Genomic DNA, 25,991 nt, shown 5'->3' with positions numbered 1-25,991 from the left:
TGTCGTGAGATGTTGGGTTAAGTCCCGCAACGAGCGCAACCCTCATTCTTATTTGCCAGCGGGTAATGCCGGGAACTATAAGAAAACTGCCGGTGATAAGCCGGAGGAAGGTGGGGACGACGTCAAGTCATCATGGCCCTTACGGGTTGGGCTACACGCGTGCTACAATGGTGTTTACAGAGGGAAGCAAGACGGCGACGTGGAGCAAATCCCTAAAAGACATCTCAGTTCGGATTGTTCTCTGCAACTCGAGAGCATGAAGTTGGAATCGCTAGTAATCGCGGATCAGCATGCCGCGGTGAATACGTTCTCGGGCCTTGTACACACTGCCCGTCACGCCATGGGAGTTAGTTTTACCTGAAGGTGGTGAGCTAACGCAAGAGGCAGCCAACCACGGTAAAATTAGCGACTGGGGTGAAGTCGTAACAAGGTAGCCGTAGGGGAACCTGCGGCTGGATTACCTCCTTAAAGACTAAATTAGTATATTACTTATACAAATATAAGTAATTACTCAGTCCAAATATTTACTGTCACTATCTTTAACTAATTGTTTGCTTTTAAGACTATAATTTCTTTTCTTTTTTCAATTTCCTATATCTCTTCTCAAAAACAAATACTGTTTTGTCTAAAGAAAGCATTAAAGTAATGAGGAATAACACTTATTTGCTTATATACTCATTAGACTTATTGCATATACTCCTTTTAAAGGTAGTTTGTCCACAGAATCTAGTAATGCTTGACAATATATATTAACAATATCTTTTTATTAAAATTTTGGAGATATTTAGATTAACTTATGAAAATTGCTAAATTACAGGCAAAGATACTTTTTTCAGCATTAAATAAATGGAATAACGCCGGTTTACTTGGATAATACAACTATATTACTTAAACACGATATAGAAATATTAAATTTTGATTGGAAGAAATTAGCTAGATATTCTTTTTTGGTTTCTTGAATATGTATAGTTAATGCTATTTTGTCTGATCATTATCTACGCGAATTATTAGAATATATTTTTAATGCCCCGTATCTGCTGAAATTTATTACCTTATCAACTTTATCGGGAATAATTTATTTTGTTGGTTTTAAAAGACAGCAACAAAAACCAGAGAAAATTTTTAGCAATGGGTCAGTATTATTTTGAGGGGTCTTAACCACTGTTTGTGCTATTTATCAACTAGGAAAAGCATTTGATTCAGGGAGTGGACATTTTTCCATTTTATTGCTTTTATCTTTTATGGTTTATGCCATATTAGAATATTTCTCTAAATCAAATTTAATTTGGTGTGTTGCTTTAATTGCACTAGGTAAGTTGGATAGGAGCAGAAACCGGGTATATGTCAGGATGGGGAGCATATTACTTAGGTATGAATTATCTATTACATTTTATATTATTTGGAGGAATATTAGCATTCTCTGCTCTTGCACTAGAAGAAAATAAAACATTCAATCATTTTACTCAAGTAACTCTTGTAGTTGGTTTATTATACTCATTTATTACAATGTGGTTATTATCAATATTTGGAAATTATGATCCTGAAGATTATTACTTAAAGCCGGTAAAGCCGATAGAATTATTTCATTGGTCTTTATTATTTGCTTTAATGTCTGGAGCAGCTATTTATCACGGTTCAAAACAAGATAATTCGGTAACTAAAGGATTCGGGATTACTTTTTTATTTATTAATTTATATACAAGATTTTTTGAATACAACTCATAAAGCAGTATTTTTACAATTCTAGGAATAAGCTTTTGGTAGCTTGGAAGTAAAGCAGAGAAAATTTGGAATCTTACTGCAAAAAAATAATTAATATATAAAGTTCTGCTTTTGTAAGGAACGTATATATTCAGATAGAACTTAAAAAATTGGCAGCAATGTCTTTGTAAGCCCTCGAATGCCGAACATTTCATAACTGCTGTTGTTTCTTGTCTGTGGCTTCTCGGCTCTTGTTAGCTATAAATTATAAGGTTTTTTTGAAATAGGATATATCCTCTCAAAAATATTAAGGATAAAATATATGAACTACTTAGGATATGGTGGTATTGCTCTTGGAACAATACTTGCAATAGTAATATCATTTAATGTGAATAAATCAATATTATGGGCTATTATTCATGGATTTTTTGGATGGTTTTATATTATATATTATTTGTTATTTAGAAAATAGACTTCTTGCATAACCTCCTTCTAAAGGCGATTTGTACGTCAATCCGGTACTTGCATCCTCACGTTGCTTGCGTGTACGCTGCGGTGGCAAGTGCTTCCGTCTTTCTTTCAAGTCCCTCTTTCTAAGATAGGTTATGCACGAAGTCTAATAATAGGAATCATCTACGAGAATAAAAGCTTTCAGTTGCTTTAAAGAGTGAAGTTTGTTAATCTCTATAAAAACATATTTGAGATTATATGATAACTACATATTTAAAGGACAATAGTTCTATAGTAAAAAATGCAGAATATATTATTAATGAATCCACATTATAGATTGATTTATTCAATATAACAGATGAAGAAAAAGTAATAGTAAAAAATACATTAAATATAGCAATACCGACTTTAAAGGATATATCGCAAATTGAGATTTCTGAGAGGTTATATGTTGAAAATGAGGCGTTATATCTAACTATTACGGAACTCGTTAATAAAGAGCAAGAATTTCCTGAAACACATTCTATAGTATTTATTTTGTATAAATGTTGTCTTATAACAGTTCGTTACGTAGCATTAATACCCTTTAATGACTGTATAAATAAATTTGCTAAGCAGCTTAATAACAAACATAATGCAGAAAATATTTTATTTATGTTACTGCGTAATATGGTAACAAGATTATCGAATATTGTACAGTCGATTAGTGTGGATATTGATGATTATGGACGTTTAATACTTGATAATAATATTAATGATTTGCGTATAGATTATACCAATGTATTAAAGAAAATAGGTTGAAAAGGTGATTTACTTTCTAAAGGCCATGAGTGTTTATTTTCTTTAACTATGGCTATTCAATATATTTTAAAATCTCCACAAATAACTCACAATAAAGCATCTAAGGATCTATTAGATACATTGCTTCGAGACGTAGACTCAATAATTAATTTTTCACAATTTATATCTAGCGAGATTGCAAGAACCCTAGACGCAGCACTCGGTATGATTGCAATTGAACAAAATAATATTATTAAAATTTTTGCGTTGGTTACTATATTTTTTCTCCCACCCACTTTAATAGATAGTATTTACGGCATTTTACCGTAATGCCTGAGCTTAAATCACCGTATGGTTATCCTATAGCCTTATTCTTAATGCTATTATCTACAATTATTAACTATAAATATTTTAAGAAACGGAAGTGGTTGTAAGTTTTTATTGAGAATAGTTCGATAGAATTTTGCATAAAAATCAATGACAGTATTTTATAGTCAATTGATTTGGACTCACCTACATCATTACTTGTTGCTTTCCTATTAGTTATAGGTTTCGTGCCTTGCGCCTTTTATGCAAATCTCATTGAATTGACTATATTACCAACAGTTAAAATTTCTTAAATTTCAATTTAATAATAATTAGGATTTAAATATGAGCGAATTAGATTTTGAAGTAGAAAAGACAAGTTTTGTAGTAAGTGTTATTGATGCTATTGAAGAGTATATAAAAGCAGAATTGTTATTTGACTATGAAAAGCAAAAAGAAAATTTTCAATATATCCAAGGTGATTTAAATAATTTGGAATTGCCTGAGATTATTAAAAATTCTGCAGTCATGCAAAAATTCTTTAGATTAAAATCAGAATTTAGGAAATATATTAAAGATAAAAATTATGAATTTTTTGCAGAAATATATAAAAAATCAAGTATATCTATAGAAGAGAAAATTGTAGAAATAGATACAAAATAGAGCGTATTAAAAACGATCAACCTGAAAATGAAGAAAAAAAGGCTTGGGAGTAGAATAAGAGTAATGAATTAGAGCGAAAAGCAATAGAAGAGGTGTATAAGAAAAAACAAGATAAGGAAAGTATAGATAGTTATAAACAATTAGGGGCAAGGGTACAAGCGGTAAGAGCTAATCATCAATAGAAAAGGTGGAAGATCATTTTTTAGTGCAAGAGAAAATATTAAGTGCAGAAGAAATGAAAGCTATTATTTCAAATCTTATCCCTTTTTTGCCGGTTACGTTATAGCCTTATTTTCAATGCTATTATCTATAATTATCAACTCTAAATTTTTATAAATACTATATAGCTTTATATGATTTTTTCTTATTAAAAACTTAACAACTATGAATAAAATACCAACTCTATCTTGACTTTTATAAAAATTGCCATATTATGCGGTAATTCTCATAGAATATGGTAATTAAGTGAATTATATAAGGATATAAATATGCAAAAAATATTGTTTAAAGGCCCGAATATAAGTATGAAAAATGAAAATCCTGATATCAAGGAAATAAAAACCTTAGCTGACTTACCTTCAGGTACAGGTAGTGAATATTTTATAAATGCACATGGATCAGAGTTTTTCTATAAACCTACTGATTTAGGTTTATGGGGAAAAATTAAATCATATTTTATGCCTGAGCCTTCTTACTTATCAATAAGTATATTTTCTGATGAAGGTACAACTCCTGTATTAGATATTACACTACTTAATAAAATACAAAATAATACCACTGCAAATCAATGTAATATTGTTCATATATTTTCTTGTCATTCAGGAGCCGCTCAACATCATTTAGATTGGATACAGGGCAACATGGTGTTATGCACTTATAATAAGGCCAGCGATGCAAATATTATGCGATTAGCTCAAAATAATTACGATGCTAGAACAAAAAATGACTTCTTATTGATTGAATATATAAGAGATTATTTTCATCTATTAGTAGCATCAGATTTTAGTATAAGCTATAAATTAGACGATCAAATTTATAGTTTTTCTTTAAGTGCTAATAAAATTAAAAAGATGAAAAGCATAGCGGAGTTGCCGGTTTTTCTACATAAAGAATATAAAGCTTTTGTAAAATTTTATAAAAATATTCATGCGAAATATCATGAATCATATCCTGAAATATTTAACTTAAATATAGAAACAAAGCCGAAAGAATTAACATATGATGACTTAATCAGGGTATTTAGTAGAGCTTTAACCTTAGAAACATATTATTTTAATAAATTTTCTCTAAGCAAGATAGAGACTATGTTAAATCAGAAGGGATTATACACTGATACTAGTATAGGGAATGCTATAGAGCAAGGCAATTCTGAACTATTAATGTGTTTACTTAATTATGGTAATACTAAAGTAAGTACCTATAATCTTGATAAGGCTATAGAGAAAGGTGATTTAGCTATTCTAAAAGCTGTACTTGAGCATAGTACTATAGAGGTAGGTAGCTCTAATATTTATATGGCAGAAGAGACGCATAATTTAGACGTTATCGAATTAGTAAAAAAATATTATTATTCTACTATAAAGACTATTACGTCTGAAGAAAATACTATAGATACAACACTTACTGTGGTAGAAGAAGTACCGGTATTAGGAGAGGGGACAGAGGGAGTATAAGTAATAAAATTCAATATTATTCCCGTGGAAGGCTTGCTTGCATGGCTTGAAAAACCTATTCGATGTCATTCCCGCGACAGCGGGAATGACATAAAACGAGCCATGCCACAACGCAGCGACTGCAAGAAGCGTGGCAATCTATAAAAAATAGTAAAAAATCTGTAAAAATGACGGCAAAACCAAGCCACGCGAGTAATGCCAAGTCATTTCAATAGACCTCTTCGGAAACTCGCTTATAGAGAGGAATTTGAAGGAGACACGGAACACAGAACCGCAGCATACAAAAGAGTACGTGAGGATTCGAGTACCGGATCGACATACAAATTACATATAGAAGTAGAGTTTCTGAAGAGGTCTAATAATATCTAAATATTTCTTAGAATTACTTTACTTAATTCATAATTCAAGTGTGAGAAGTTTATCTCTTCAAATCCTTTTCTCGGAATAATAATCATTGCAAATTTTATAGCCTTAAAGCTAGAATCACTAACAATAATTCTAATTAGATGTCGTATACGCCTTTTAATTTTGTTACGAACTACAGCTTTTTTATTTAGCTTTCTGCTAACTTTGATTCCTAAAAAGGTGTTATATTTTGATTCAAGGAAGATTTTTGGAAGTTTTGTGGCGATTACCAAAATAAAATATCTCTCATGGAGCTTCTTTCCAAGCTTATTTATAAGCTCAAATTCTTTTTGATTTTTTAAAGAGGTAATAGACAATTTGATAAATCAGATTATTTTAAGCAGATAATTTATTTCTACCTTTAGCACGACGTTTTCTTAAGATTGCTCTTCCGGTTGGAGTAGCCATTCTAGATCTAAAACCATGTCTTCTTTTTCTAACTAAATTACTAGGTTGAAATGTACGTTTCATAATATTTATACCGAACGAAAATAAAAATTAATTATTATAAATATGTCATCCCGTGGCTTGACCATGAGATGACATTAAATACTTAAATATGTGCTTTTGCTTTTTCTACGATACTTACGAATCCGTCACTGTTATTGACGGCAAGTTCTGCAAGTACTTTACGATCTATATCGATTTCTGTTTTTTTAAGAGCTCCCATAAATTGAGAGTAAACAAGCCCATGTTCTCTTATTGCTGCATTTATTCTTTGAATCCATAAGCCTCTAAAATCACGTTTACGGTTTCTACGATCTCTATAAGCATATTGTAGGGCTTTTTCTACTTTCTCAATAGCTACTCTAAAACAGCTATTTGCTCTACCTCTATAGCCTTTGGCTAATTTAAGGATTTTTTTATGTCGATTTTTGGAAATTTTTCCTGATTTTGCACGTGTCATTGCTTTAGTTCCTAGTTAATTAATTTATACCGTACGGTAAAAAATATTTTTTAATATTATATCCGTCTTGAGGACAAAGTATTGTAGTTCCTCTAAGGTTACGAATTTGAGCTTTAGTACGACGACGCATAAAATGTTTTTTACCTGCTTGAGATGCAATAACCTTGCCGCTAGCAGTAAGTTTAAAACGTTTTTTTACGGCAGATTTTGTTTTTAATTTAGGCATATTGTTCCTTATAATTGGTATTTCTAGGTTTAAGCGGTAAAATATTAGGTATACCAAAGCCATATTACCGATGAAACCTAAATAATAGTTTTTTGTATTAGTTATTGCAAGATTTTTTTATAAAAATGTACTATAATATTTTTAATCAATCGATAATAATTTAAAAATGTTTGGACAAAATCCTAAAAGAAGCATATTAAACGGTGACGGTACTCAGTTAGAGGTACAGTCTATTTTTAAGACTATACAAGGGGAGGGCATTTTTGTAGGTTGTCCTGCAATCTTTATTAGGCTTGGAGGATGTAATCTTGCTTGTAATTTTTGTGATACGGAGTTTGAAGATTTTGATTTAGTAGATATAGATAAGATTTTGAATAAAGTAGAAAGCCTGGCATTAAATTCTAAAAATGAAAAATCGATTAATTTAGTAGTAATAACCGGCGGTGAGCCGATGCGTCAACCTATAGAGTTATTATGTCAGAAGTTATTAGACCGAGATGTTAAAGTTCAAATAGAGACTAACGGTACGTTATATCGTTCTTTGCCGAAAGAAGTGTCTATAATTTGTTCGCCGAAGGTAGGTAAAACCGGTTATAGTAAAATAAGAGAAGATTTATTGCCTAAAATTAGTGCGGTGAAATTTATCGTTGCTAAAAATATTTTAGAATATAGTCTCATACCGGAAGTAGGGCAAACCTCTTATAATATACCGGTTTTTATTCAACCTATGGATCAAAACAACCAAAGACTTAATGGCGAAAATAATGAGTTAGCAGTAAAATTAGCATTAGAAAGTGGTGCTAGATTATCTCTGCAAACTCATAAATTTTTAAATATCCCATAGATTTAGGTCGCTGTATGACCCCTTTTCATCACCTAATAATATATACTATTCCAACGTTACCATTGTCAGAATTAGAAGGGTAAAGCTCTTTAAAAATTTTAATTATAACGATATAATTTCCCTAATTGTTTTTGTTGTGCTACAGAAGGGAAAGGTAAGCTAATTGTGTTAGCATCTATGTTGCTTTTTGATGTTGATGTTATCATAGATTCAATTGAACTTTCGGTACAGAATTGTTGGAGTTGTACTACATTTAATTACCTGCTTTTCATTGTCTAAATTAGAAACCTTCACATTTTCTGATTGTTCTCTAACATTTGTTTGGTAGTACATATATAATATACTAAACTAAATCTAAGTGAATTTAGCATTCCGGTTCTTTATTTTTAACAAGAGTATTGAGGCATAAGAATCGTCATCTTCACTATCTTCACTCGCGCTGTCACGCCCAATATAGTCATAGTCAGAAGAGTACATAATAGATTCAAGTAGAAAATCCTTATTATATCCTTGGCAGCAATTTCTTCTCCACAGTTTGAGGGATTTGCAATACGCTTAGGTTGTATCTGTTTCATAATTTCCTTACAAAATAATTTCGGTTAGAACTAAATTTCTTTTCAATATCCAATCAATTAAAGAATTTTAACTAAGGAATATATTACTCCTATATTCTAGTCAAAAATTAATTTACTTGAATTTTTAATTGTACTGAATTATGATAATGAAGATTTATTATAAGTTAATATGGAGTAATAATGAGTGAAATATTAGAACTTGAAGCGGAATTCCGCACGGAATTCGGTACGGGAGCAGCAAGAGCATTAAGAAGAGCAGGGCGTGTTCCGGCTATTATTTATGGAGCGGGTAAAACACCTGTTAGTATTTCTTTGGAAGAAAAGGAAATAACTAAATATTATAGAAAGCCGGCTTTTATCTCTCAGTTAATTAATTTAACAATTGATAAGAAAAAATATAAAGTATTGCCGAAGGCTGTAGAATTACATCCTGTTACGGATATAGTACGCCATGTTGATTTTGTCTTTTTAGAAGAGAAAACCCAAAAAATAGAAGTACCTGTAGTATATGAAGGGAAAGAAAGAGCTTTAGGCGTTAAAAGAGGTGGATACTTTAATATAGTAAAAAGAAGAGTTAGTTTATTATGTGATGTTAATAATATCCCAAGAAACGTAACTATAGATGTTACTAATATGCCTATGGCTACTTCGCTCAAATCGTCAAAAATAGAATTACCGAAAGGATGTAGTTTTATGACAAAAAAAGAATTTGTCCTTGCAACTATTATAGGACGTAGAGGAGCAAAAACTGAAGCTGAAGGGGAACAACAAGCCGCTGAAGCAGGGAAGTAAGATAATTCTCACTATAAGGACTTGCTTAGATACTTAAATCGGTTATTGCGAGGATTCGTAGGCGTTGTTGTTTGGCTCGTTTTATGCCATTCCTAGCTAGAAGCGGGAATCCGGTAATCTTTAATTGTCATATTGCGAGCTTGTAGCGGTATCCAGGCTTTGTTAATTTTTTTCTGGATACCGTGGTCAAGCCATGGTATGACATCGAGTAGGTTTTTCGATCCACGCAATAATGCTGAGCTAAGAATGACATTATTCTGTACTGCTTGCAAATCAATACTTCTTCAAAAATTTTCCATTACTATTTTTATTAGGTAAATTATTATGCTTCTTGTTATTGGTCTTGGTAATCCAGGAAAAGAGTATCAATATACGAGGCATAATGTCGGCTTTATTGCTATAGAGAAAATAGCAAACCAATATAATTCATCATTTAGTACAAAGAAAAAATTCAATTGTGAAATTGCTGAAACTATTAGTGATGGACAAAAGATTAGTTTTATAAAGCCTACCACCTATATGAACTTGTCCGGTAAGTCAGTGATATCGGTGAAAACATATTATAATATCTACCCCGCAAAAATCTTTGTTATTCATGATGATATTGATTTAGAAACAGGTAGAATAAAATTTAAAACCGGTGGCAGTAATGGTGGGCATAATGGTTTAAAGTCGATTGATGGGGTTATAGGTAATAATTATAACCGGATTAGGATTGGAGTCGGTAGACCGCAAAATAATCAGGATGTAGCAGATTACGTACTTAATCATTTCTCTAAACCGGAGTATAAAACAGTAATGCAAGCTATAGATAGAATCACTAGTAACTTTGGTTTAATATTAGAGAATAAGTTAGAAGAATTTAAGAATAAGATAGCTTGATATATTCAATGTTATTCCTACGACTTGATCGACGTTGCTGTATGGATGATACCAACTCGTCATTGCAAGGAAAAACTGTAAGTTTTGACGAAGCAATCTCAGGAATTCTATACTACTTCATGAGATTGCCACGTTTATGCTATGCATCTCCTCGCAATGACGGGAAAACGATATTAAAACTAAACAGCAAAGAAGCAAAGATTTATGACACAAAATTTTGAAATTGTTTTGCTGATGCAATGGATAGAACTCATAGAACTATAATTATTGAGGCTTTGAACAAAGATGCTAGAGAACAAAAGGGGTTAGTAGGAGATATTGAATCTTTTTCATTTTCCTGTTTAGATCAGGATAAAAATTTTGTTGTAGGCATTAGCGGTATGAGTTCTTGGGGGGATTTTACATTGAATCACTCTTTGTTAATGAAAAATATAAGAAACTAAAATTATGGTACTGTACTAATGCAAAAGGTTGAGGATTTAGCACGTGAACGAGGCTGTAATTTTATTCATCTTGTTACTATGGACTGCCAAGCAAAATCGTTTTATGAGAAACTGGGGTATAAAATTGAATTTGCTATGCACGGTTACGAAAAAGATTCTATAATGTATTATTTACGGAAAAATTTATGACACTAAAACTCGGAATTGTTGGGTTACCGAATGTCGGTAAGTCGACGTTATTTAATGCATTAACGGCAAGTCAGGCTGCAGATGCTGCTAATTATCCGTTTTGTACTATTGAGCCTAATAGCAGCAAAGTTTTAGTGCCTGATGCGCGTTTGCATACACTAGCAAGCTTAGCCGGAAGCGGTAAAATTATTCCGTCTTATATTGAGTTTGTCGATATTGCAGGACTTGTTAAAGGAGCAAGCAAAGGGGAGGGGCTAGGTAATAAGTTCTTATCTCATATCAGGGAAGTCGATGCAATACTGCACGTACTGCGTTGTTTTGAAGATGAGGATATAACGCACGTACATAACAAAGTCGATCCGCTGCATGACCTCGAGATTATTGAAACGGAATTAATACTTTCCGATATAGAATCGGTTGAAAAGTTTTTAGCTACAAGTGAAAAACGCTTGAAGTCAGGCGATAAAGCAATGGCAGAGCAGATAGAGCTGTTAAAAGAGGTTTATAAGGTATTAGGTGTGGATAAACCTGCAAGAGTGTTAAATGAAACTTTAAGAGTTGATAATTTAAAACAATTGCAGTTAATTACCTCTAAGCCCGTTTTATATATATGTAACGTACTTGAAAAAGATGCAGCTATAGGTAATGAATTTACAAAATTAGTAGCGGAAAGAGCAAAGAAAGAAAATGCTAAAAGTGTCGTAATTTCTTCAAAAATAGAAGCTGAAATTGCTTTACTTGAAAGCATGGAAGAAAAGGAAGAGTTTTTAAAATTTATAGGTTTAGATGAAACAGGGCTTAGTAAAGTCATTAAAGAGGGGTATAATCTTTTAAACCTTAAAAGTTTTTTTACTATAGGACCAAAGGAAGTCCATAGCTGGACTTTTAAAGACGGCACACTTGCACCGGCTGCTGCCGGTATTATTCATACCGATTTTGAAAAAGGTTTTATCAGAGCAGAAGTTATCAGCTATAAAGATTACATAAATCTCGGTAGTGAAGCAAAAGCCAAGGAAGTAGGTAAAATGCGTTTAGAGGGTAAAGAATATAAAATGCAGGATGGGGATATAGTACATTTTAGATTTAACGTTTAAATAACGATCAGCTATGAAAACAATTTGACCAAAATGGTCTCTTGAAGTGCAAAATAGGCTTGATTATATAGTGTAGCAAATTTTGGCTGTTGCCAAGGATAAAATTGCCCTGATTATCTTGTATGGCTCGTATGCTAGAGGTGATTGGGTTAAAGATATGTATACGGAAGATCATACTACTTATAGTTATACAAGTGATTTTAACTTTTTAGTAGAAAAAAAGGTAAATTTAAGGAGCATGCTACTTTAAGGGTGGAATCTAAGATAGAAAAAAGGTTAGAACAAACAGGCTTAAGAAAAGCCGAGTTTTTTTCGCTAGAACCTTGGATATCTATAATATGCGAATCTATAAGTGAGGTAAATGACAAGCTTGAAAAAGGGCGTTATTTTTATACCGACATTAAGCGTGAAGGTATTCTTTTATATGATAGTGGCGAGCAGCTTGCTCGAGCTAAAAATTTGTCTTGGAGTGAAGTAAAAGAAATGGCTAAAGAAGATTATGAATGCTGGTGTGGTAGAGACAAGAGTTTTTTATTGATTGTAAATACCCATTAGAAAGAGGTGATTTTAGTAAAAGTGCTTTTGAGCTGCATCAAGCCACTGAAAGTATTTACAGTAACATTTTATTAGTTTTTGCCCGTTACAAACCAAAGTTACACGATATAAGAAAGCTAGGTGGATATTGTGCAAATTTATAATGTTGAACTACTTAAAGTATTTCTGCAATCGTCTCCCGAACAAAAAGAATATTTTGAATTACTAGAAAAAGCTTACGTTGATGCAAGATATGATAAAAATTATAGAATTAGCAGAGAGCAGTTACTTTACTTGATTGAGAGAATAGAAAGATTAAAAATGATAATGGAAAAATTTTGTTTGGAGTGGATTAATAGATAAAACTCGATGAACCGAAATAAAAAAAATCATTTATGAAAATTATTGCGAAGATTCCACCATGGATGCTTCTATGCTTATTTATTTTATTACCGACTACGGAAACAATTTATACTTCAGGATTACCGAGTTTAACCAAATATTTCGGCATTGACGGCGGTCTCACTCACATTACATCTACATTATATTTTCTAGGGTTTACGCTTGGTATATTATCACTCGGCAGATTATCAGATATTTACGGCAGGAGACCTATAGCTTTATTAGGGCTTTTTATTTATGTTGTATCTTCAATTATTAGCATTTTTGCAGTTTAGCAATGTTGATGATAAGCTCGTTTTGTGCAAGCTTTTGGTGTAAGTGTAGGTTTTGTTATTGGGCAGGTATGGCTGGAGACTGCTATCAAGGCTTAGAGTTATCATATGTCTATGCTAGCTTATCTCTATGGCTGTTATTTATCCCTTCTCTATGTTCATCTATAGGGGACTATATTATAGAATATTCAAGCTGGCATTATGTTTTTGTATTTTTTAGCCTTACCGGTACTATATTATACAGTTTTACCTGAAATAAATTCTTATATAGATTTTTCCCAAAGCAGTAAATATTTTGAGGTGTTGCAGGTAATTATTAAAGATAAAATTCTTTGGTTATATGCTTTTATCATCGGTGCATTTAACGGCATATATTACGGTTTTTTCATAGAAGCTCCTTTTATTTTAATTGATAAAATGAAAGTTTCGCCATCTTTTTACGGTAAATTAGCGTTTTTGTTATCTTTTGCCGCTATCTTTGGAGGCTTTTTCAGAGGGTATTTAATAAAAAAACGCCCATGTACACGATAAAAAAGTTATGGGTTTAGGATTTATTTTTAGTTTGTGTGGTTGTATATTATTTGCGGTAAATGCTTTTATATTAGAAATTATTTCAACGAATCATAATCTTGCAATCGCTATGATATTTGCACCGATGATAATTCATATGGTTGGGCATCATCTACTTATCCCTATGATGCTTCGTTATGCACTGAAGGATTATGCTAAAGTAACAGGTACAGCAGGGTCTATATTTGGTGCAATATACTACGTAGTTATCGCTGCTGTAACTTTAATATTTGGTTTCTAAAATACACGGCGCAACGATAAGCAATTTTGCTTTATTATGCTTCGTTTTAAGTATTAGCTCTGCTATTTCGTTTTATTGTATTTGGATTTTATATAAGAAGAAAAAGTCAAATATCCCTAACTAAACACAGGTGTCGTCATTGTGAGCAGCTGTGGCGTTGTTGTATGGCTCGAAGAAAGCGTTCGATTTCATTCCTACGAAAACAGGAATCTAAGGTAAAGCGAGATAAATCGAACGTTTAGTTTTAAAAGTCTAGCATATTTATACTTTTTTGACTGGATTCCCGCCTACGCCGGAATGACATTAAGAAAGTTAGAGATAACCTTGTACATCATCTGTATGCTCTTCACCCTCAAGAGTCATATCCTCTTTTAAGGCTTCCATACTACAGCTACTAAATACATCAAGGTTATTCTGCTCTGCTTGCCATTTTAATCTAGCTTCTTTAAAAGTAACAATACCGTTTTCAATTTCTGCTAATGTCAAATTTTTTATTTCGTGTAAAAAATTCTCTATCTCTACTTTTGCTTCTGGATTTTTTTCGATGAATGGATTAAAAAACTCCTTGATACCTGCTAATAATTCTTTTTTCTCAGGTTCTATATCTTGAGAATCTAGAGCTTGAGCTATTGGTGTATTCACTGCATCCTCGTTGTTTGCTATATCCTCTTCCTGTTCAAAACTTTTATCAAGTACGTTATTAGAAGTATTAATATGGAATAACTCTTTATAAAAATCATTCATAACAATTTGGTCGTTAGGGTTATTTGCATTATAATTAGTTATTATTTTATCAATAGCTTCTTTAAACTTTTCATTATAAGGTATATCTCTAAAGGTGGAGCTTCCATATATAGATTTTTTAGCAAATTCTTTTAGTGCTTGCAGATTTTCAGTACTAGAATTACTCATCTCAGCATGTGTTGCTGGAATATAAGTAGCTATTTCTATTAATTTATTACCAAAAATGCTTTGAGCAGTTTGTTCATCAGCTTGTTGTGTTGCTGCTAATATTTTAGCGGGCATATTATTTTTCACTAGTTCTAGCATCCCTCCGCCGCAACAAACAGTTTGGTAATCATCATTATTTTCTTCTTTTAATGATAAATACAAAGCGTTTTCTATGTGATAGTTATTTTCTTTTAATAATTGCCATGTTTGTAAGGTTGGGTCATTAGCATATACTCCACCATCAATAATTTTATGTGATTTAGTATTGGTTATATTACGGAAATTGTGGCTGGGGAAATATCCAGGTGCTGCAGTGATGCCTTGTATTATATCTGAAAGGTAATAATTATTCTCTTCACTTTGTCTAGCATCTATAGTAGAGAAGGTCATAAGAGGATTTTGTTTATTATTTAGATCATAACCTGTAACTACAACATCACCGATTAAATCCTTGAGGGTATAATCCTTACAATATTTTTTCAATAATTTTACTAATGGTTCAGGAGAAAATTTATGGCTGAATAAGCCATTAAAACTCCACAATTTTCTAAAAGTTAATCCTACCGGAAAAATATTTTGTGCCATTTCTTCAAACAGTTTTTGAGCTTGCGCTGCACTGAATAAAGGTTTTCCGGGATTATTAGGATTCGGTAAATTAAGCAAAATAGAAATAAGTCCTCCAACACTGGTCCCTCCAGTAAAATCGAATATCTCACAAGTAGGCTTACCGGTTATTTGCTCCATTATTTTTAATTTTTCTAAATGGATATTTCCTTTTACTCCACCGCCTTCAAATAGTGCTAAGCTAATCTTATTATTGTTTATATCTACCATAACTACCTTTCAAAAAAAATACTAAGAGGGCAAAATACAATAAAAATTAACTTTTGTCAATAACTTATTTGTCTCAAATCTAAACTGAACAAAATTTAACTTATAAAATAAATTGTAACTATTAGTAAAGAAAGCTTAATTAATAGTGAATATTTTAGTATATAGCTAATATTATAACTATGATGGTATGAGATATGCTAAGTCATCCTAGTAATATAGATACTCAGTTATTAGCTCAAGAAGTAAATACAATGATGCCCTTAGTAGAGAAAGATTTAGCTGATGTTGAAGATACAATAACTTATGGAAAAGAATTATTATTTAAATTTGTTAAAGATAAGAAAATTATGGAAGCTTTGGCATTTATGTATTGTTTTGAGGGAAATACTGGATAAACTTTAGATATTAAAGAATTTTGTACTACAAATGATTTATTATATAGAGATGATTTTAGTGCCCTTACGGAGATACTAGATACTTTAATCCCCTTTATAGGGATATTTTCTAAATAATTTAATACTCATTCTACTATAAATAATAATGCTAAAATACGAAAACTTTGATAGCTCCTCTGATGAAGAGTTAAAAGAAAATTATACTTTATCTAAATATCTTAATTTTTTACTTAAAAATATACTAAATATTAATTATATATATAACTCTGAAGATTTTAAACTTAAACTAAGTTTAGTATTACATAATTTAGCTGATAGATTTTTTAAATATTCTACTATTAGAAATATTTATAAAAAAATTAAATCTGAAATATTAGTTGTAGATAATAATGATTACGAAGAAAATTTTAATACTATCAAAACTGCTTTTAATAAACGTAATTATTTAAAAATTATAACAAAGAAAATATAAGTGATAAGGATTATCAAAAGTTATTGCATTGTGTATTTAATCCAAATCACTCTATTCCTAAGATATTTGCTTTAGCAGACGGTATGACTGCTCAGCATGCAAAGAAAGTATTATTACAAGCATTGCAAAACAGTAATATCAACTTAAAAAAGTATAAGTAATAACCCATACATAATTCTAAAGGACTTTTAGCTTTTGCTGAAATGATTGGCAGGAATAATAAAATCAGCTAAAGCACCGGATTTTAGAAGAAATAAATAGTGATTTATCTACTATATGTAAGATCTCAAATACTAAAGAAGAAACTTTTACAATTAATCATATAGTACATTATAAAACCGGTAATGTACAAACAGATGTATCTGGCTTAGGACAGTATGATGAAATTTTATCTAAATTTGAGCAAGAACATGAATATAAACATGCTATTATAAAACGTATATTTGAAGTTGTACATGCTAAAGCATTGATAGCAAATTACCGCGAAAACTAAATTACTTTGCAGAAAAGTTAACACATTTGTTATTTATGCTTGTAACGCATAGAAATAATGCAACCTTATTTACGGCTCCTATATTTTTAGCATATAAGGAGTTTTTTCCTATGTTTGCTGAGCATGCCGTTGCTCAAACAAGAGGTATACTGAAAAACTATAAATATATGTTACCAAATTCCTGTCCAATAGATTATGACACTACAAATGTACAAAATGGTAATCTATTACTTATTAAAGAAGGTAATATATTAATAGAATGGCTTAGTAAAAAATTAAATAATCATAAACTAGCAAATATAGCACGAATATTTGACATCTTAGCTTCAATGTAATTTTACAAAAATATGGATAATGTAAAAAGCAATGATATAAAATCTTTTTTAGCCAAAGTTCATAAATTAGAGCATTGTCCTATAAAGTTGTTAAATTCATTAGACCAAAATTTAACTGCTTTAATTCTTAAAGTAAACAATATAGGAGAACGTAATTTAAAGCTTACAAAAACTAAATTGCTTGAAAAAAAGGATTTTTCTCAAGATTTAAAGGATTTAATTGAAATAACTTACTTGGAATTTACTGAAAGCTTAAAAAATATTGAAGGATTTTTAGCTCAAAAACAAGCATCTCTCAAGACAGAAATTAAAATCCTACCTGAAATTCTACAAATTTTATATGCTAAAATAAAAGAATGGTATGATATTGATGCACCTGAATATGCTAAGAATGTATTATAAGATATTACCCCCCAAATTTAATCAAACTATTTCCCCTACCCCGTTTCAAAAGAGATTAAAACTTTCCTTGTCTAAAAGAAAAGATATATATGATGCAAATGATGATGATAATAATCAAACTTTGGAAACAACTGATATAGACAATAGTATGAAAGAATATTCCAAACTAATTGGAGAACATACTAATACTATATACGATTAAAAACAGTATTAATATTATGGTCTTTTTGAGGTCCTAGAACTTGGTAGCTAAGAGTAAATGAATCAGGATTTAAAAATACATAGGTAGTATTATATTGATTTTTACCACATAGATGATTGCCTGTAGCTTGTATACTCAAATGATTTGAAGCATTGTTTCTACAAAACTTCGGAGGACTCGCATGCTCACCTATTAAGGGTTGTGCGTACTCGCTCCTCGTTTTACATTCCAATTCTCCAAATCATTTGAGTATACCCTTTCTGCATCAATAAATTTTAATTGATAAAATAAGCGCTTTTCAGGAGCAATAAAATATTTTGTAATATTACTATTCTTAAAAATATATCTATATTCTTGATTAGCGTGGATTTGATAATCGTAGTCGAGATAGTGAATTTATCATTTCTCTTTATTAATTTATTTAAACTTTTAAGTAAGAAATATGCTACCCCCTCACCGTAACCATAATTATCTATAATTCTGTTAATTTGGTATTTTCTGGAGAATCTTGAAAAAAAATTTCTTTTACTGAATCGTTTTTTGAAAGCATTTGATATATATATCTATATCATTCCTGCGAAGTTTGGGCTTTATTGTATGGCTGTTTATGTCATGTCCACGAAAGCGAGAATCCAGTAATTTAAAGGTTATACACAATAAGTTTGTACAATTAAAAGCTCGATTTATTTTACTTTACCCGGGATTCCCGATTTCGCGGGAATGACATCGCGTCAGTTTTTCGGACCATGCAACAAAGTCAGCTTGACTACAGTATGACGTTTAGTTCTGCAATATTTTCATTAGCAAATTAATCTCTTCGCGTAATTCTATATCGTTTTCCAGTAATTCTTCTACTTTCTTAATAGCATGCATAACCGTCGTGTGGTCTTTTTTACCGAATTTTTTACCGATATCTGCAAGACTTTTCGGCGTTAATGCTTTACTAAGATACATGGCTATTTGACGTGGTCTTGCAATTTCTCGTAATCTCCGTGATGAAGACATATCGGATAACTTAATATTATAACGGCTAGCTACCTTTTTCTGAATATCTTCAACGGTAATTATTCTTTCATTAGAACGCAGTAAATCCCGTAAAATATTTTGTGTGTTTTCGAGTGTAATTTCTTTTAAAGTAAAATTAGAATGAGCGATCACCTTATTTAAAGCTCCTTCAAGTTCTCTAACGTTTGAAACGATTTTAGATGCTAAAAAATCAATTACGTCTTTTGGTATTTTAACGTTCATCTGCTCAATCTTAGATTCTAGAATACCGAGTCGTAGCTCATAAGTAGTACTATGAACGTCAGCAACTAAGCCCCATCCAAGACGAGATTTTATCCGATCTTCAATATTATCTAAATCTGAAGGCGATCTATCACAAGAAATAACCATTTGACGGTTATTATCAATCAATGTATTAAAAGTATGGAAAAATTCTTCCTGCGTACTATCTTTACCGCAAATAAATTGAATATCATCAATCATTAACACGTCAACCGAACGAAATTTCTCTTTAAACGAGATTACTTCTTTGTTACGTAGAGCTTTAACAAATTGATACATAAATTTTTCTGCTGACATGTATATCACTTTGCGGCTTGGATTATGCTGCTTGATGTACCAACCGATTGCATGCATTAAATGAGTTTTACCAAGCCCTACGCCGCCATATAGAAAAAGCGGATTAGACTCAGAAACCGCACCTGATGATTCTGCAACCGCTCTTGCGGCTGCATAAGCTAGCTCATTTGGGGCTCCAACCACAAAATTGTCGAAAGTAAAACGTACATCAAGGGTTGAAAAGATATTTTCCGAATTAAGCGCACTGCTGCCGATATCGGCAAAAGTCTTAGTAGGTAATTCTGTAACTGTTTGAGTTGTTCCAGGTAACTCTTTAGTAATTATTTCAATTGACTTAATGGTATTATTATAATGTTGAAATAGTTGCAATATGACCATAGAGTACTTGGATTTTATCCAATCTCTAACAAAGTTAGTAGGGGCACAAAGAATAACGGTATTTAATGAAGACTCTATAAAATTAACTTTACTAAACCAGCTATTATATAGAGTTTCACCGTAATGATTGTAAAGATCTTGAGCCACGTGACTCCAGACATTTACATAATTATCACCTTGATCCGTTAAAATTATTTGGTTAGTACTCACTTAAAACTGCCACGGTAAGTTATTTTGTTTCCACCCTTTATCTTGATTATTGCCTTCAAAGCCGTCACTTATATTATAACAATTTTTATAACCTATATTAGTTATAAAATTTGCTGCGATAAATGACCTATATCCTGAACGGCACAGAAAAAATATTATTGCATGAATTTTATCGTTAACGATAGATAAAAAATTATCTTCAAAATCTTTATTCAATTGCCAACTTAGAAAGATCATCTTATTTTTATTATCTAAATGAGGTATCCCCACTTGCTGCCACTCTTCTCTAGTTCTAACATCTACAAGAAAAGCATTATCATTTGAAATTAGCATATCATAAGCTTTTGTAGAACAGATATTTTGAACCGACATATTTATTTTTTTGCTGTTATTGATAATAAAAGTTAATAGAATTTTACCCATGTAGAATGGATTTATTAGAGTGCTGAATTATTAAAGCATTTTAAAATGATCTTGGTATCTGATTATTTTAATAATATTATTATAAAAAATTTTTGCAAGATGTTATAGATGAATAAATTAAATAAAAACTCTTTACAAAAGAAACTTGTTTACCGTAGTAAAAATCGTGGTTGCAGAGAAATGGATTATATACTCGGTAGCTTTGCCGAAAAGTACCTATCCTTAATGGATGAAAAAAAACTTGGAAGCTATTCTTTAATACTTGATCAAAATGATAATGATCTTTATAATTGGATTAATAATAAATCTTCTGCTCCTTCTTATCTAGATGCCGAAATAATTGATAAATTACACAAAATAGCAAAAATATAAACTCCTGTAGAATGTTACAACAAAAATTTCCGGCGGCTGCCAAGTCTTTCTTTGCAATTGATAATTTTACTAAGAATCTTAAGCAAGATTTCATCTTGAGTGCGAGTAATGAAGAGGAGGCGTTGCAATTATACAAGCAAGCTTTATTTTTTTCTTCTAATGAAAATATTTATTACTTTCCAAGCTATAATACCATCCCTTATGGCCATACGTCACCAAATGCAAATATCTTATCTAGACGTGCAGAAACATTAATCAAGCTAACAACAAATAATAGTAATAGTAACAAATTACTCATCACTCATACAGCAAACTTATTAAACAAATTACCGCCGAAAGATTTTTTTTCTAAATATTTTTTGAAATTATCCCCTAAAATGAAATTTACTACGGATGAGCTTGCTATGTTTCTAGTAGAAAATAGTTTTACAAGAAATGCGAGTAGCATCGATGCTGGGGAATTTGCGGTTAGAGGCGAAATTATTGATATCATATTGTCCGGTCCTAAAGCTTATAGAATTCATTTTAGCTGGGGTTATATTGAATCAATAAAAGAATTTGATATTGATACGCAAATTTCGACTAAATCCTGCAGGGAGCTTATTATTAGTCCTGCAAATGAGATAGTTTTAAATAGTGAAACTATAGGTAATTTTAAGAATAATTACTTACGAAATTTTGGAGTTAATCATACTGATAATGCTTTATATGAGGCGGTAATATCTGGAAGAAAATTCACAGGATATGAACAATTACTCCCATTATTTTACGATTCCTGCTCTAACTTAATAGATTATTTAAACGATCCTATTTTCATATTCGATAATTTGTCAAAACAAGCCATTTTAGAATTTGAACATAGTTATAACGATTTTTATTCGGCAAGGTCAGAGGCAAATAAACTTAAATTTAATAGTTTCTATCCCACCCTTTCACCGACTAGCTTATATTTTACCGCTTCTGAAATAACGGAATTACTAGAACAAAAAAATAATATGCTACTTACTTTTGAAAACTCAGAGCAAGCTAGCTTAATTGAAAATATCGCTGCTACAAGTTTTATAGAAAAGAAAACGGTTTTCGATAAATTATTTGAGGTTATTAAAGCAAATTTTCATAAGAAAATTATTATAGGCTCAAGCGTTTTAAGTAGTTTTGAGCGAATCAAAAGCATAATTCAAAATTATGAATATAAATATAATGAGATAAATAAATTAGATGAGGCTAAGGCTTCAATAATAAATGTCGCGATAATTCCTTTAAATCAAAGCTTTTATACGAAAGAATATTTATTTATTACCGCTAGCGAATTATTAGAAGAAAAACCTAGCTCTACAAACACTAACAAAAAACTTAAAAATATCTTGCTGGAGCTTGATAATTTAGCTGAAGGCGAATTTGTTGTTCACAAAGATCATGGAATAGGGCAGTTTTTAAAGCTAGAAGCTTTAGAAATCAAAGGCAAACCACATGATTTTTTAAAGATTTTATATGCTGGCAATGATAAATTATATATACCAGTTGAAAGTATAGAGGTAATAAAAAAATACGGCAATGATAATGCGGAGCTTGATAAGCTTGGTAGCGTTGCATGGCAAAGAAGTAAGGCAAAGCTTAAAAAGCGTATAAAAGAGATAGCACTGCATTTAATACAAATAGCAGCTAAAAGGAAACTTAATAGTAGTGCTTCCGTTGAATTTGACCTTGAAGAATATGATAAATTTTGTGCTAATTTTCCTTTCAGCGAAACGGAAGACCAATTAATCGCTATAAACGATATTAAAGAAGATCTAAGAAACGGTATGTTAATGGATAGGTTAATATGCGGTGATGTCGGGTTTGGTAAAACAGAGGTAGCAATGCGTGCCGTCTTTATGGTAGCAAAATCTCTAAATGAACATTTACCTCAAGTAGCCGTAGTTGTACCGACAACTATTTTATGTAGTCAACATTTTTCAAGGTTCATAGAAAGGTTCAAAGGTTTTGGTTTAAATATCAAGCAATTATCTAGCGTTATTAGTTCTAAAGAAGCAAAAATTATAAGATCGGAGCTTGAAAGCGGTAAAATAAATATAATAATAGGCACTCATTCTTTATTACATAAAAATATAAAATTCTTTAATTTGAAATTGTTAATAATCGATGAAGAACAACATTTCGGTGTCGGTCAAAAAGAATTTCTTAAATCGCTAAAATCCTCTTCCCATGTACTTGCAATGTCGGCAACACCGATTCCTAGAACGCTGCAAATGTCAATGACCGGTTTAAAAGAACTTAGCATTATTGCAACGCCGCCTCTAAACAGGCTGGAAGTTCATACCTCGGTTATGCCGTTTGATCCCGTTATTATCAGAGATGCATTATTACGCGAACATTTTAGAGGTGGAAGAAGTTTTTATGTAGTTCCAAGAATTAGAGATATAGAGGATATCGCAAAACAATTACAACAAATTGTGCCGGAATTAAGCTATAAAATAGCTTACGGAAAAATGACTCCGAGTAAAATTGATGAGGTTATGAGCGAGTTTTATGCCGGCAAATTCGATATATTAGTCTCAACTACTATTATAGAATCAGGAATTGATATAGCCGAGGCAAATACCATGATCATACATAATGCTGATATGCTGGGTCTTAGTCAGCTATATCAATTGTGTGGTCGCATAGGTCGAAGTAAAATGCGGGGTTATGCTTATCTCACGGTAGCAAGTCATAAAAAAATGACATCGCACTCCTTAAGATGCTTAGAGATAATACAAAATAGTTGTGCTTTGGGCTCAGGTTTTACTATTGCAAGCCGTGATATGGATTTACGAGGTTTCGGTAATTTGATAGGTGAAGAACAATCAGGACAAATTAAAGAAGTAGGTACAGCACTATATCAAGAAATGCTGGAAGAACAAATAGCTATTTTTAAAGATGAACCGATTGTTTCAGAACAACCCTTTATCCCGACTATTAATTTGGGATTATCCGTCTTTATTCCAGATAATTATGTAGCCGATGCAGCTCTTAAACTTGGACTATATAGAAGAATAGGTAATTTAAGTAATGAGATAGAAGTAGAGACATTTAAAGATGAGATGATTGATAGATTCGGTTTACTACCGATTGAATTTAATAATTTACTTGATATTGTAAAAATAAAACTATTATGCTTTAAGTTAAATATTGAAAATCTAGATTCAGGAGATAACGGATTTGTGATTAAATTTTATAAAAATGCCGATATGACTGATAAAATTTTAAAGTTCGTTAGTACTTACTCTAATCAGGCAAAAATCAAACCAGATAATAAATTAGTATATATCAAGAAATTAGTAGATAAAAATATAATTGTTGAGGCAAATCAACTACTTTGGAATTTATCGGAGGTGTAGACTCGATGTTATTCCTGCTCTGTCATTGCAAGCAGCCGTAGGCTGCGTGGCAATCTCATGAAATAATAACAAACTCCTGATATTGCTTCGTCAATTGCTATGCAATTTCCTCGCAATGACGGTAACACTTTTTTAACATAATAAATATGTCCTATAACCTAAAGCAATTATTTCAACAACATAATGTAAAAGGTTTGTCGATTAATTCTAAAACCGTTAAGGATAAAGATATCTTTTTTGCGATTAAAGGACGGAATACTGATGGAAATAATTTTATTAAGGATGCTTTAAGCAAAGGTGCAGTATTAGTAATTACGGACAATAAAAAAAATATTGTTATAGATAAAGTAATTTACGTAAAAGATGTGCAGGCAGCTTTATATGAAGCCATAGAAATATTCTATCCTAAAAAACCAAAGGATCTAATAGCCGTAACCGGTACTAACGGTAAAAGCTCGGTAGTATCCTATATAGCTCAAACATATTCGTTACTTGGGAAAAAAGCAGCATCTATAGGTACGATAGGGGTAGAAATATTTGGCTGCGTTAATCTTATAAATGATGTACCGGAATTAACAACTTTAGACTATTTAAGCTTTAGAAAAATTGCTCATAATTTAGCTGAAAATGGTATAGAATATTTAGTTTTTGAAGCTTCTAGTCATGGTCTTGATCAAGCAAGACTTAGGGAAATAAAAGTAAATATTGCATGTTTTACTAGCTTTAGTCAGGATCATATAGATTACCACCATACAAAAGAAAATTATTTATTAGCCAAACTGAAATTATTTATAAATCATTTATTACCGAACGGTATCGCAATATTAAATTCTGATATAGAAGAAATAGAGTTTGTTAAAGATTATCTACATAATCATAATATTAAATTTATAACCGTTGGGACAAAAGGTGATTTAGAAATAACTAGACTTAACGGTTCTTTAAGAGGACAAAATATTAATTTTACATTTAATAATAGAGAATATAATTTTAATACCCCGATAATTGGTAGCTTTCAGGCTAGTAATTTATTAATTGCTGTTCTTAGCATTCATTATATTGGTTTTGCTTTTGATGATATTATAGATTCTTTAGTAGAAGTTAAAGCAGTAAAAGGCAGAATGGAGAGAATAGATAACACTAATATCTTCGTTGATTATGCCCACACTCCGGACGCTCTTGAAAAAGCTTTAACGGAACTGAAAAATATTAAATTACGTGATAGTAAGCTAAGCGTAGTTTTTGGCTGCGGCGGTAATCGTGATAAGACAAAGAGAAGTCTTATGGGGCAAATAGCCGCAAAACGTGCCGATACCATCATAATTACAGATGATAATCCACGCCATGAAGACCCAAAGCTTATTAGAGCTGAAATCATAAGTGGTATAGAGAAAGCAGATTATACAGAAATAGCAAATAGAGAAGAGGCTATTAAATACGGTATAAATAATTTAAAACAAGATGATATCTTATTAGTTGCCGGTAAAGGTCATGAAAATTACCAAATTATAGGCGATAAGAAATTACCTTTTAATGATGCTGAGGTTGTGAGGAAGTATATAAAAGTTTGTCATCCCGTGGCTTGACCCATAGTACCGGACAGTTTTAAAA

30 protein-coding genes, 1 rRNA gene and 4 pseudogenes (1 of these 35 running past the window's edge) are annotated in these 25,991 nt (G+C 31.4%); 27 read left to right on the top strand and 8 right to left on the bottom strand.

Translation table 11 applies throughout. From position 1 onward, the window contains the following. From BG75_RS05140 to BG75_RS05115, 7 genes and pseudogenes are all read left to right on the top strand, one after another. Positions 1-468, top strand: a 16S ribosomal RNA gene (locus BG75_RS05140); it begins 1,028 nt to the left of the window's first position. An 873-nt stretch (positions 469-1,341) separates the two neighbouring features. After that, positions 1,342-1,725: a hypothetical protein gene (locus tag BG75_RS07690; RefSeq protein ID WP_084777236.1), complete on the top strand. Its 384-nt coding sequence runs from the start codon at positions 1,342-1,344 to the stop codon at positions 1,723-1,725. Positions 1,726-2,023: 298 nt separating this feature from the next. Beyond that, positions 2,024-2,173 carry a hypothetical protein gene (locus BG75_RS08780; RefSeq protein ID WP_196242483.1) on the top strand — a complete coding sequence of 50 codons (150 nt, stop codon included), beginning with the start codon at positions 2,024-2,026 and terminating at the stop codon, positions 2,171-2,173. Between the two features lie 236 nt (positions 2,174-2,409). Continuing rightward, positions 2,410-3,365: pseudogene (locus BG75_RS05130) on the top strand (magnesium transporter CorA family protein). Between the two features lie 217 nt (positions 3,366-3,582). Beyond that, positions 3,583-3,900, top strand: a complete 318-nt coding sequence (locus BG75_RS05125) for a hypothetical protein (RefSeq protein WP_062811670.1) — start codon at positions 3,583-3,585, stop codon at positions 3,898-3,900. Positions 3,901-4,388: 488 nt separating this feature from the next. Then, entirely contained in the window at positions 4,389-5,573 is a 1,185-nt protein-coding gene (locus tag BG75_RS05120) for a hypothetical protein (RefSeq protein WP_062811669.1), read from the top strand. Positions 5,574-5,768: 195 nt separating this feature from the next. After that, positions 5,769-5,942 carry a palindromic element RPE1 domain-containing protein gene (locus BG75_RS05115; protein WP_084777234.1) on the top strand — a complete coding sequence of 58 codons (174 nt, stop codon included), beginning with the start codon at positions 5,769-5,771 and terminating at the stop codon, positions 5,940-5,942. Here BG75_RS05115 and rnpA read toward each other — a convergent pair. The 4 genes from rnpA to rpmI form a co-directional block, all read right to left on the bottom strand. Next, positions 5,939-6,295, bottom strand: a complete 357-nt coding sequence (gene rnpA, locus BG75_RS05110) for a ribonuclease P protein component (RefSeq protein ID WP_010977534.1) — start codon at positions 6,293-6,295, stop codon at positions 5,939-5,941. The genes BG75_RS05115 and rnpA overlap by 4 nt on opposite strands. Positions 6,296-6,314: 19 nt before the next feature. Continuing rightward, positions 6,315-6,449: a 50S ribosomal protein L34 gene (gene rpmH / locus BG75_RS05105; RefSeq protein WP_004997918.1), complete on the bottom strand. Its 135-nt coding sequence runs from the start codon at positions 6,447-6,449 to the stop codon at positions 6,315-6,317. 82 nt (positions 6,450-6,531) lie between these two features. After that, a complete protein-coding gene (gene rplT / locus BG75_RS05100; protein ID WP_062811668.1) occupies positions 6,532-6,885 on the bottom strand; it encodes a 50S ribosomal protein L20 in 354 nt (117 codons plus the stop codon). Positions 6,886-6,904: 19 nt separating this feature from the next. Continuing rightward, positions 6,905-7,111: a 50S ribosomal protein L35 gene (gene rpmI / locus BG75_RS05095; protein WP_004997924.1), complete on the bottom strand. Its 207-nt coding sequence runs from the start codon at positions 7,109-7,111 to the stop codon at positions 6,905-6,907. 166 nt (positions 7,112-7,277) lie between these two features. Here rpmI and BG75_RS05090 point away from each other — a divergent pair, with 166 nt between their 5' ends. From BG75_RS05090 to BG75_RS07650, 11 genes and pseudogenes are all read left to right on the top strand, one after another. After that, positions 7,278-7,955: a 7-carboxy-7-deazaguanine synthase QueE gene (locus BG75_RS05090; protein WP_004997925.1), complete on the top strand. Its 678-nt coding sequence runs from the start codon at positions 7,278-7,280 to the stop codon at positions 7,953-7,955. Between the two features lie 755 nt (positions 7,956-8,710). Then, complete coding sequence (locus BG75_RS05085) at positions 8,711-9,322, top strand: 50S ribosomal protein L25/general stress protein Ctc (protein WP_062811667.1); 612 nt, start codon at positions 8,711-8,713, stop codon at positions 9,320-9,322. Between the two features lie 324 nt (positions 9,323-9,646). Continuing rightward, positions 9,647-10,204 carry an aminoacyl-tRNA hydrolase gene (gene pth, locus BG75_RS05080; RefSeq protein WP_062811666.1) on the top strand — a complete coding sequence of 186 codons (558 nt, stop codon included), beginning with the start codon at positions 9,647-9,649 and terminating at the stop codon, positions 10,202-10,204. A gap of 41 nt (positions 10,205-10,245) precedes the next feature. Further along, positions 10,246-10,425, top strand: a complete 180-nt coding sequence (locus BG75_RS10035) for a hypothetical protein (protein ID WP_252903671.1) — start codon at positions 10,246-10,248, stop codon at positions 10,423-10,425. Further along, positions 10,409-10,666: pseudogene (locus BG75_RS05075) on the top strand (acetyltransferase). The gene BG75_RS10035 and the pseudogene BG75_RS05075 overlap by 17 nt, the downstream one beginning before the upstream one ends. Then, on the top strand, positions 10,666-10,836 hold the full coding sequence (locus BG75_RS05070; RefSeq protein ID WP_014273656.1) for a GNAT family N-acetyltransferase: 171 nt from the start codon (positions 10,666-10,668) through the stop codon (positions 10,834-10,836). Before BG75_RS05075 ends, BG75_RS05070 begins: the two are co-directional and overlap by 1 nt. Then, positions 10,833-11,930 carry a redox-regulated ATPase YchF gene (gene ychF, locus BG75_RS05065; protein ID WP_062811664.1) on the top strand — a complete coding sequence of 366 codons (1,098 nt, stop codon included), beginning with the start codon at positions 10,833-10,835 and terminating at the stop codon, positions 11,928-11,930. The genes BG75_RS05070 and ychF overlap by 4 nt, the downstream gene beginning before the upstream one ends. An 82-nt stretch (positions 11,931-12,012) precedes the next feature. Next, positions 12,013-12,180 (top strand): nucleotidyltransferase domain-containing protein, encoded by a 168-nt coding sequence (locus tag BG75_RS08375; protein ID WP_156468978.1) that lies wholly within the window; start codon positions 12,013-12,015, stop codon positions 12,178-12,180. A gap of 2 nt (positions 12,181-12,182) precedes the next feature. After that, positions 12,183-12,485 (top strand): hypothetical protein, encoded by a 303-nt coding sequence (locus BG75_RS10030; RefSeq protein ID WP_252903670.1) that lies wholly within the window; start codon positions 12,183-12,185, stop codon positions 12,483-12,485. 120 nt (positions 12,486-12,605) lie between these two features. Next, positions 12,606-12,827, top strand: coding sequence for a HEPN domain-containing protein (locus BG75_RS10025; protein WP_084777233.1), 222 nt, complete (start codon positions 12,606-12,608; stop codon positions 12,825-12,827). A gap of 32 nt (positions 12,828-12,859) precedes the next feature. Continuing rightward, a pseudogene (locus BG75_RS07650) lies at positions 12,860-14,073 on the top strand (Bcr/CflA family efflux MFS transporter). 188 nt (positions 14,074-14,261) lie between these two features. On the opposite strand, the gene BG75_RS05040 reads toward BG75_RS07650, so the two are convergent. Continuing rightward, a complete protein-coding gene (locus BG75_RS05040; RefSeq protein WP_062811662.1) occupies positions 14,262-15,734 on the bottom strand; it encodes a patatin-like phospholipase family protein in 1,473 nt (490 codons plus the stop codon). Between the two features lie 194 nt (positions 15,735-15,928). On the opposite strand from BG75_RS05040, the pseudogene BG75_RS10675 reads away from it, so the two are divergent. The 6 genes and pseudogenes from BG75_RS10675 (at position 15,929) to BG75_RS05015 (ending at position 18,033) form a co-directional block, all read left to right on the top strand. After that, a pseudogene (locus BG75_RS10675) lies at positions 15,929-16,246 on the top strand (hypothetical protein). 28 nt (positions 16,247-16,274) lie between these two features. After that, on the top strand, positions 16,275-16,601 hold the full coding sequence (locus BG75_RS05030; RefSeq protein ID WP_062811661.1) for a hypothetical protein: 327 nt from the start codon (positions 16,275-16,277) through the stop codon (positions 16,599-16,601). Positions 16,602-16,624: 23 nt separating this feature from the next. Beyond that, a complete protein-coding gene (locus tag BG75_RS09095; protein ID WP_217284901.1) occupies positions 16,625-16,762 on the top strand; it encodes a hypothetical protein in 138 nt (45 codons plus the stop codon). A 367-nt stretch (positions 16,763-17,129) separates the two neighbouring features. Further along, positions 17,130-17,429 carry a hypothetical protein gene (locus BG75_RS05025; protein WP_062811660.1) on the top strand — a complete coding sequence of 100 codons (300 nt, stop codon included), beginning with the start codon at positions 17,130-17,132 and terminating at the stop codon, positions 17,427-17,429. A gap of 12 nt (positions 17,430-17,441) precedes the next feature. After that, complete coding sequence (locus tag BG75_RS05020; protein WP_217284887.1) at positions 17,442-17,831, top strand: hypothetical protein; 390 nt, start codon at positions 17,442-17,444, stop codon at positions 17,829-17,831. After that, positions 17,821-18,033: a hypothetical protein gene (locus tag BG75_RS05015; RefSeq protein ID WP_084777231.1), complete on the top strand. Its 213-nt coding sequence runs from the start codon at positions 17,821-17,823 to the stop codon at positions 18,031-18,033. The genes BG75_RS05020 and BG75_RS05015 overlap by 11 nt, the downstream gene beginning before the upstream one ends. Here BG75_RS05015 and BG75_RS10020 read toward each other — a convergent pair. The 3 genes from BG75_RS10020 to BG75_RS04995 form a co-directional block, all read right to left on the bottom strand. After that, the gene (locus tag BG75_RS10020; RefSeq protein WP_252903669.1) at positions 18,020-18,172 is read right to left on the bottom strand and encodes a DUF6314 family protein; all 153 of its coding nucleotides are present in this window, start codon (positions 18,170-18,172) and stop codon (positions 18,020-18,022) included. The two genes, BG75_RS05015 and BG75_RS10020, sit on opposite strands and share 14 nt — an antisense overlap. A gap of 641 nt (positions 18,173-18,813) precedes the next feature. Continuing rightward, complete coding sequence (gene dnaA / locus BG75_RS05000) at positions 18,814-20,205, bottom strand: chromosomal replication initiator protein DnaA (protein ID WP_062811657.1); 1,392 nt, start codon at positions 20,203-20,205, stop codon at positions 18,814-18,816. Beyond that, positions 20,206-20,577 carry a rhodanese-like domain-containing protein gene (locus tag BG75_RS04995; protein WP_062811891.1) on the bottom strand — a complete coding sequence of 124 codons (372 nt, stop codon included), beginning with the start codon at positions 20,575-20,577 and terminating at the stop codon, positions 20,206-20,208. A 159-nt stretch (positions 20,578-20,736) separates the two neighbouring features. On the opposite strand from BG75_RS04995, the gene BG75_RS04990 reads away from it, so the two are divergent. The 3 genes from BG75_RS04990 (at position 20,737) to BG75_RS04980 (ending at position 25,966) form a co-directional block, all read left to right on the top strand. Further along, positions 20,737-21,000 (top strand): succinate dehydrogenase assembly factor 2, encoded by a 264-nt coding sequence (locus BG75_RS04990; protein WP_012151075.1) that lies wholly within the window; start codon positions 20,737-20,739, stop codon positions 20,998-21,000. Positions 21,001-21,011: 11 nt separating this feature from the next. Beyond that, positions 21,012-24,380, top strand: coding sequence for a transcription-repair coupling factor (gene mfd / locus BG75_RS04985; RefSeq protein WP_062811656.1), 3,369 nt, complete (start codon positions 21,012-21,014; stop codon positions 24,378-24,380). A gap of 146 nt (positions 24,381-24,526) precedes the next feature. Next, positions 24,527-25,966: a UDP-N-acetylmuramoyl-L-alanyl-D-glutamate--2,6-diaminopimelate ligase gene (locus tag BG75_RS04980; protein ID WP_062811655.1), complete on the top strand. Its 1,440-nt coding sequence runs from the start codon at positions 24,527-24,529 to the stop codon at positions 25,964-25,966. The last annotated feature ends 25 nt before the right edge of the window (positions 25,967-25,991 follow it).

Origin of the sequence: Rickettsia endosymbiont of Proechinophthirus fluctus, assembly GCF_001602635.1 — a bacterium.
Classification (GTDB): Bacteria; Pseudomonadota; Alphaproteobacteria; order Rickettsiales; family Rickettsiaceae; genus Rickettsia; species Rickettsia rickettsii.
This window is presented reverse-complemented; position numbering and strand designations above follow the sequence as displayed.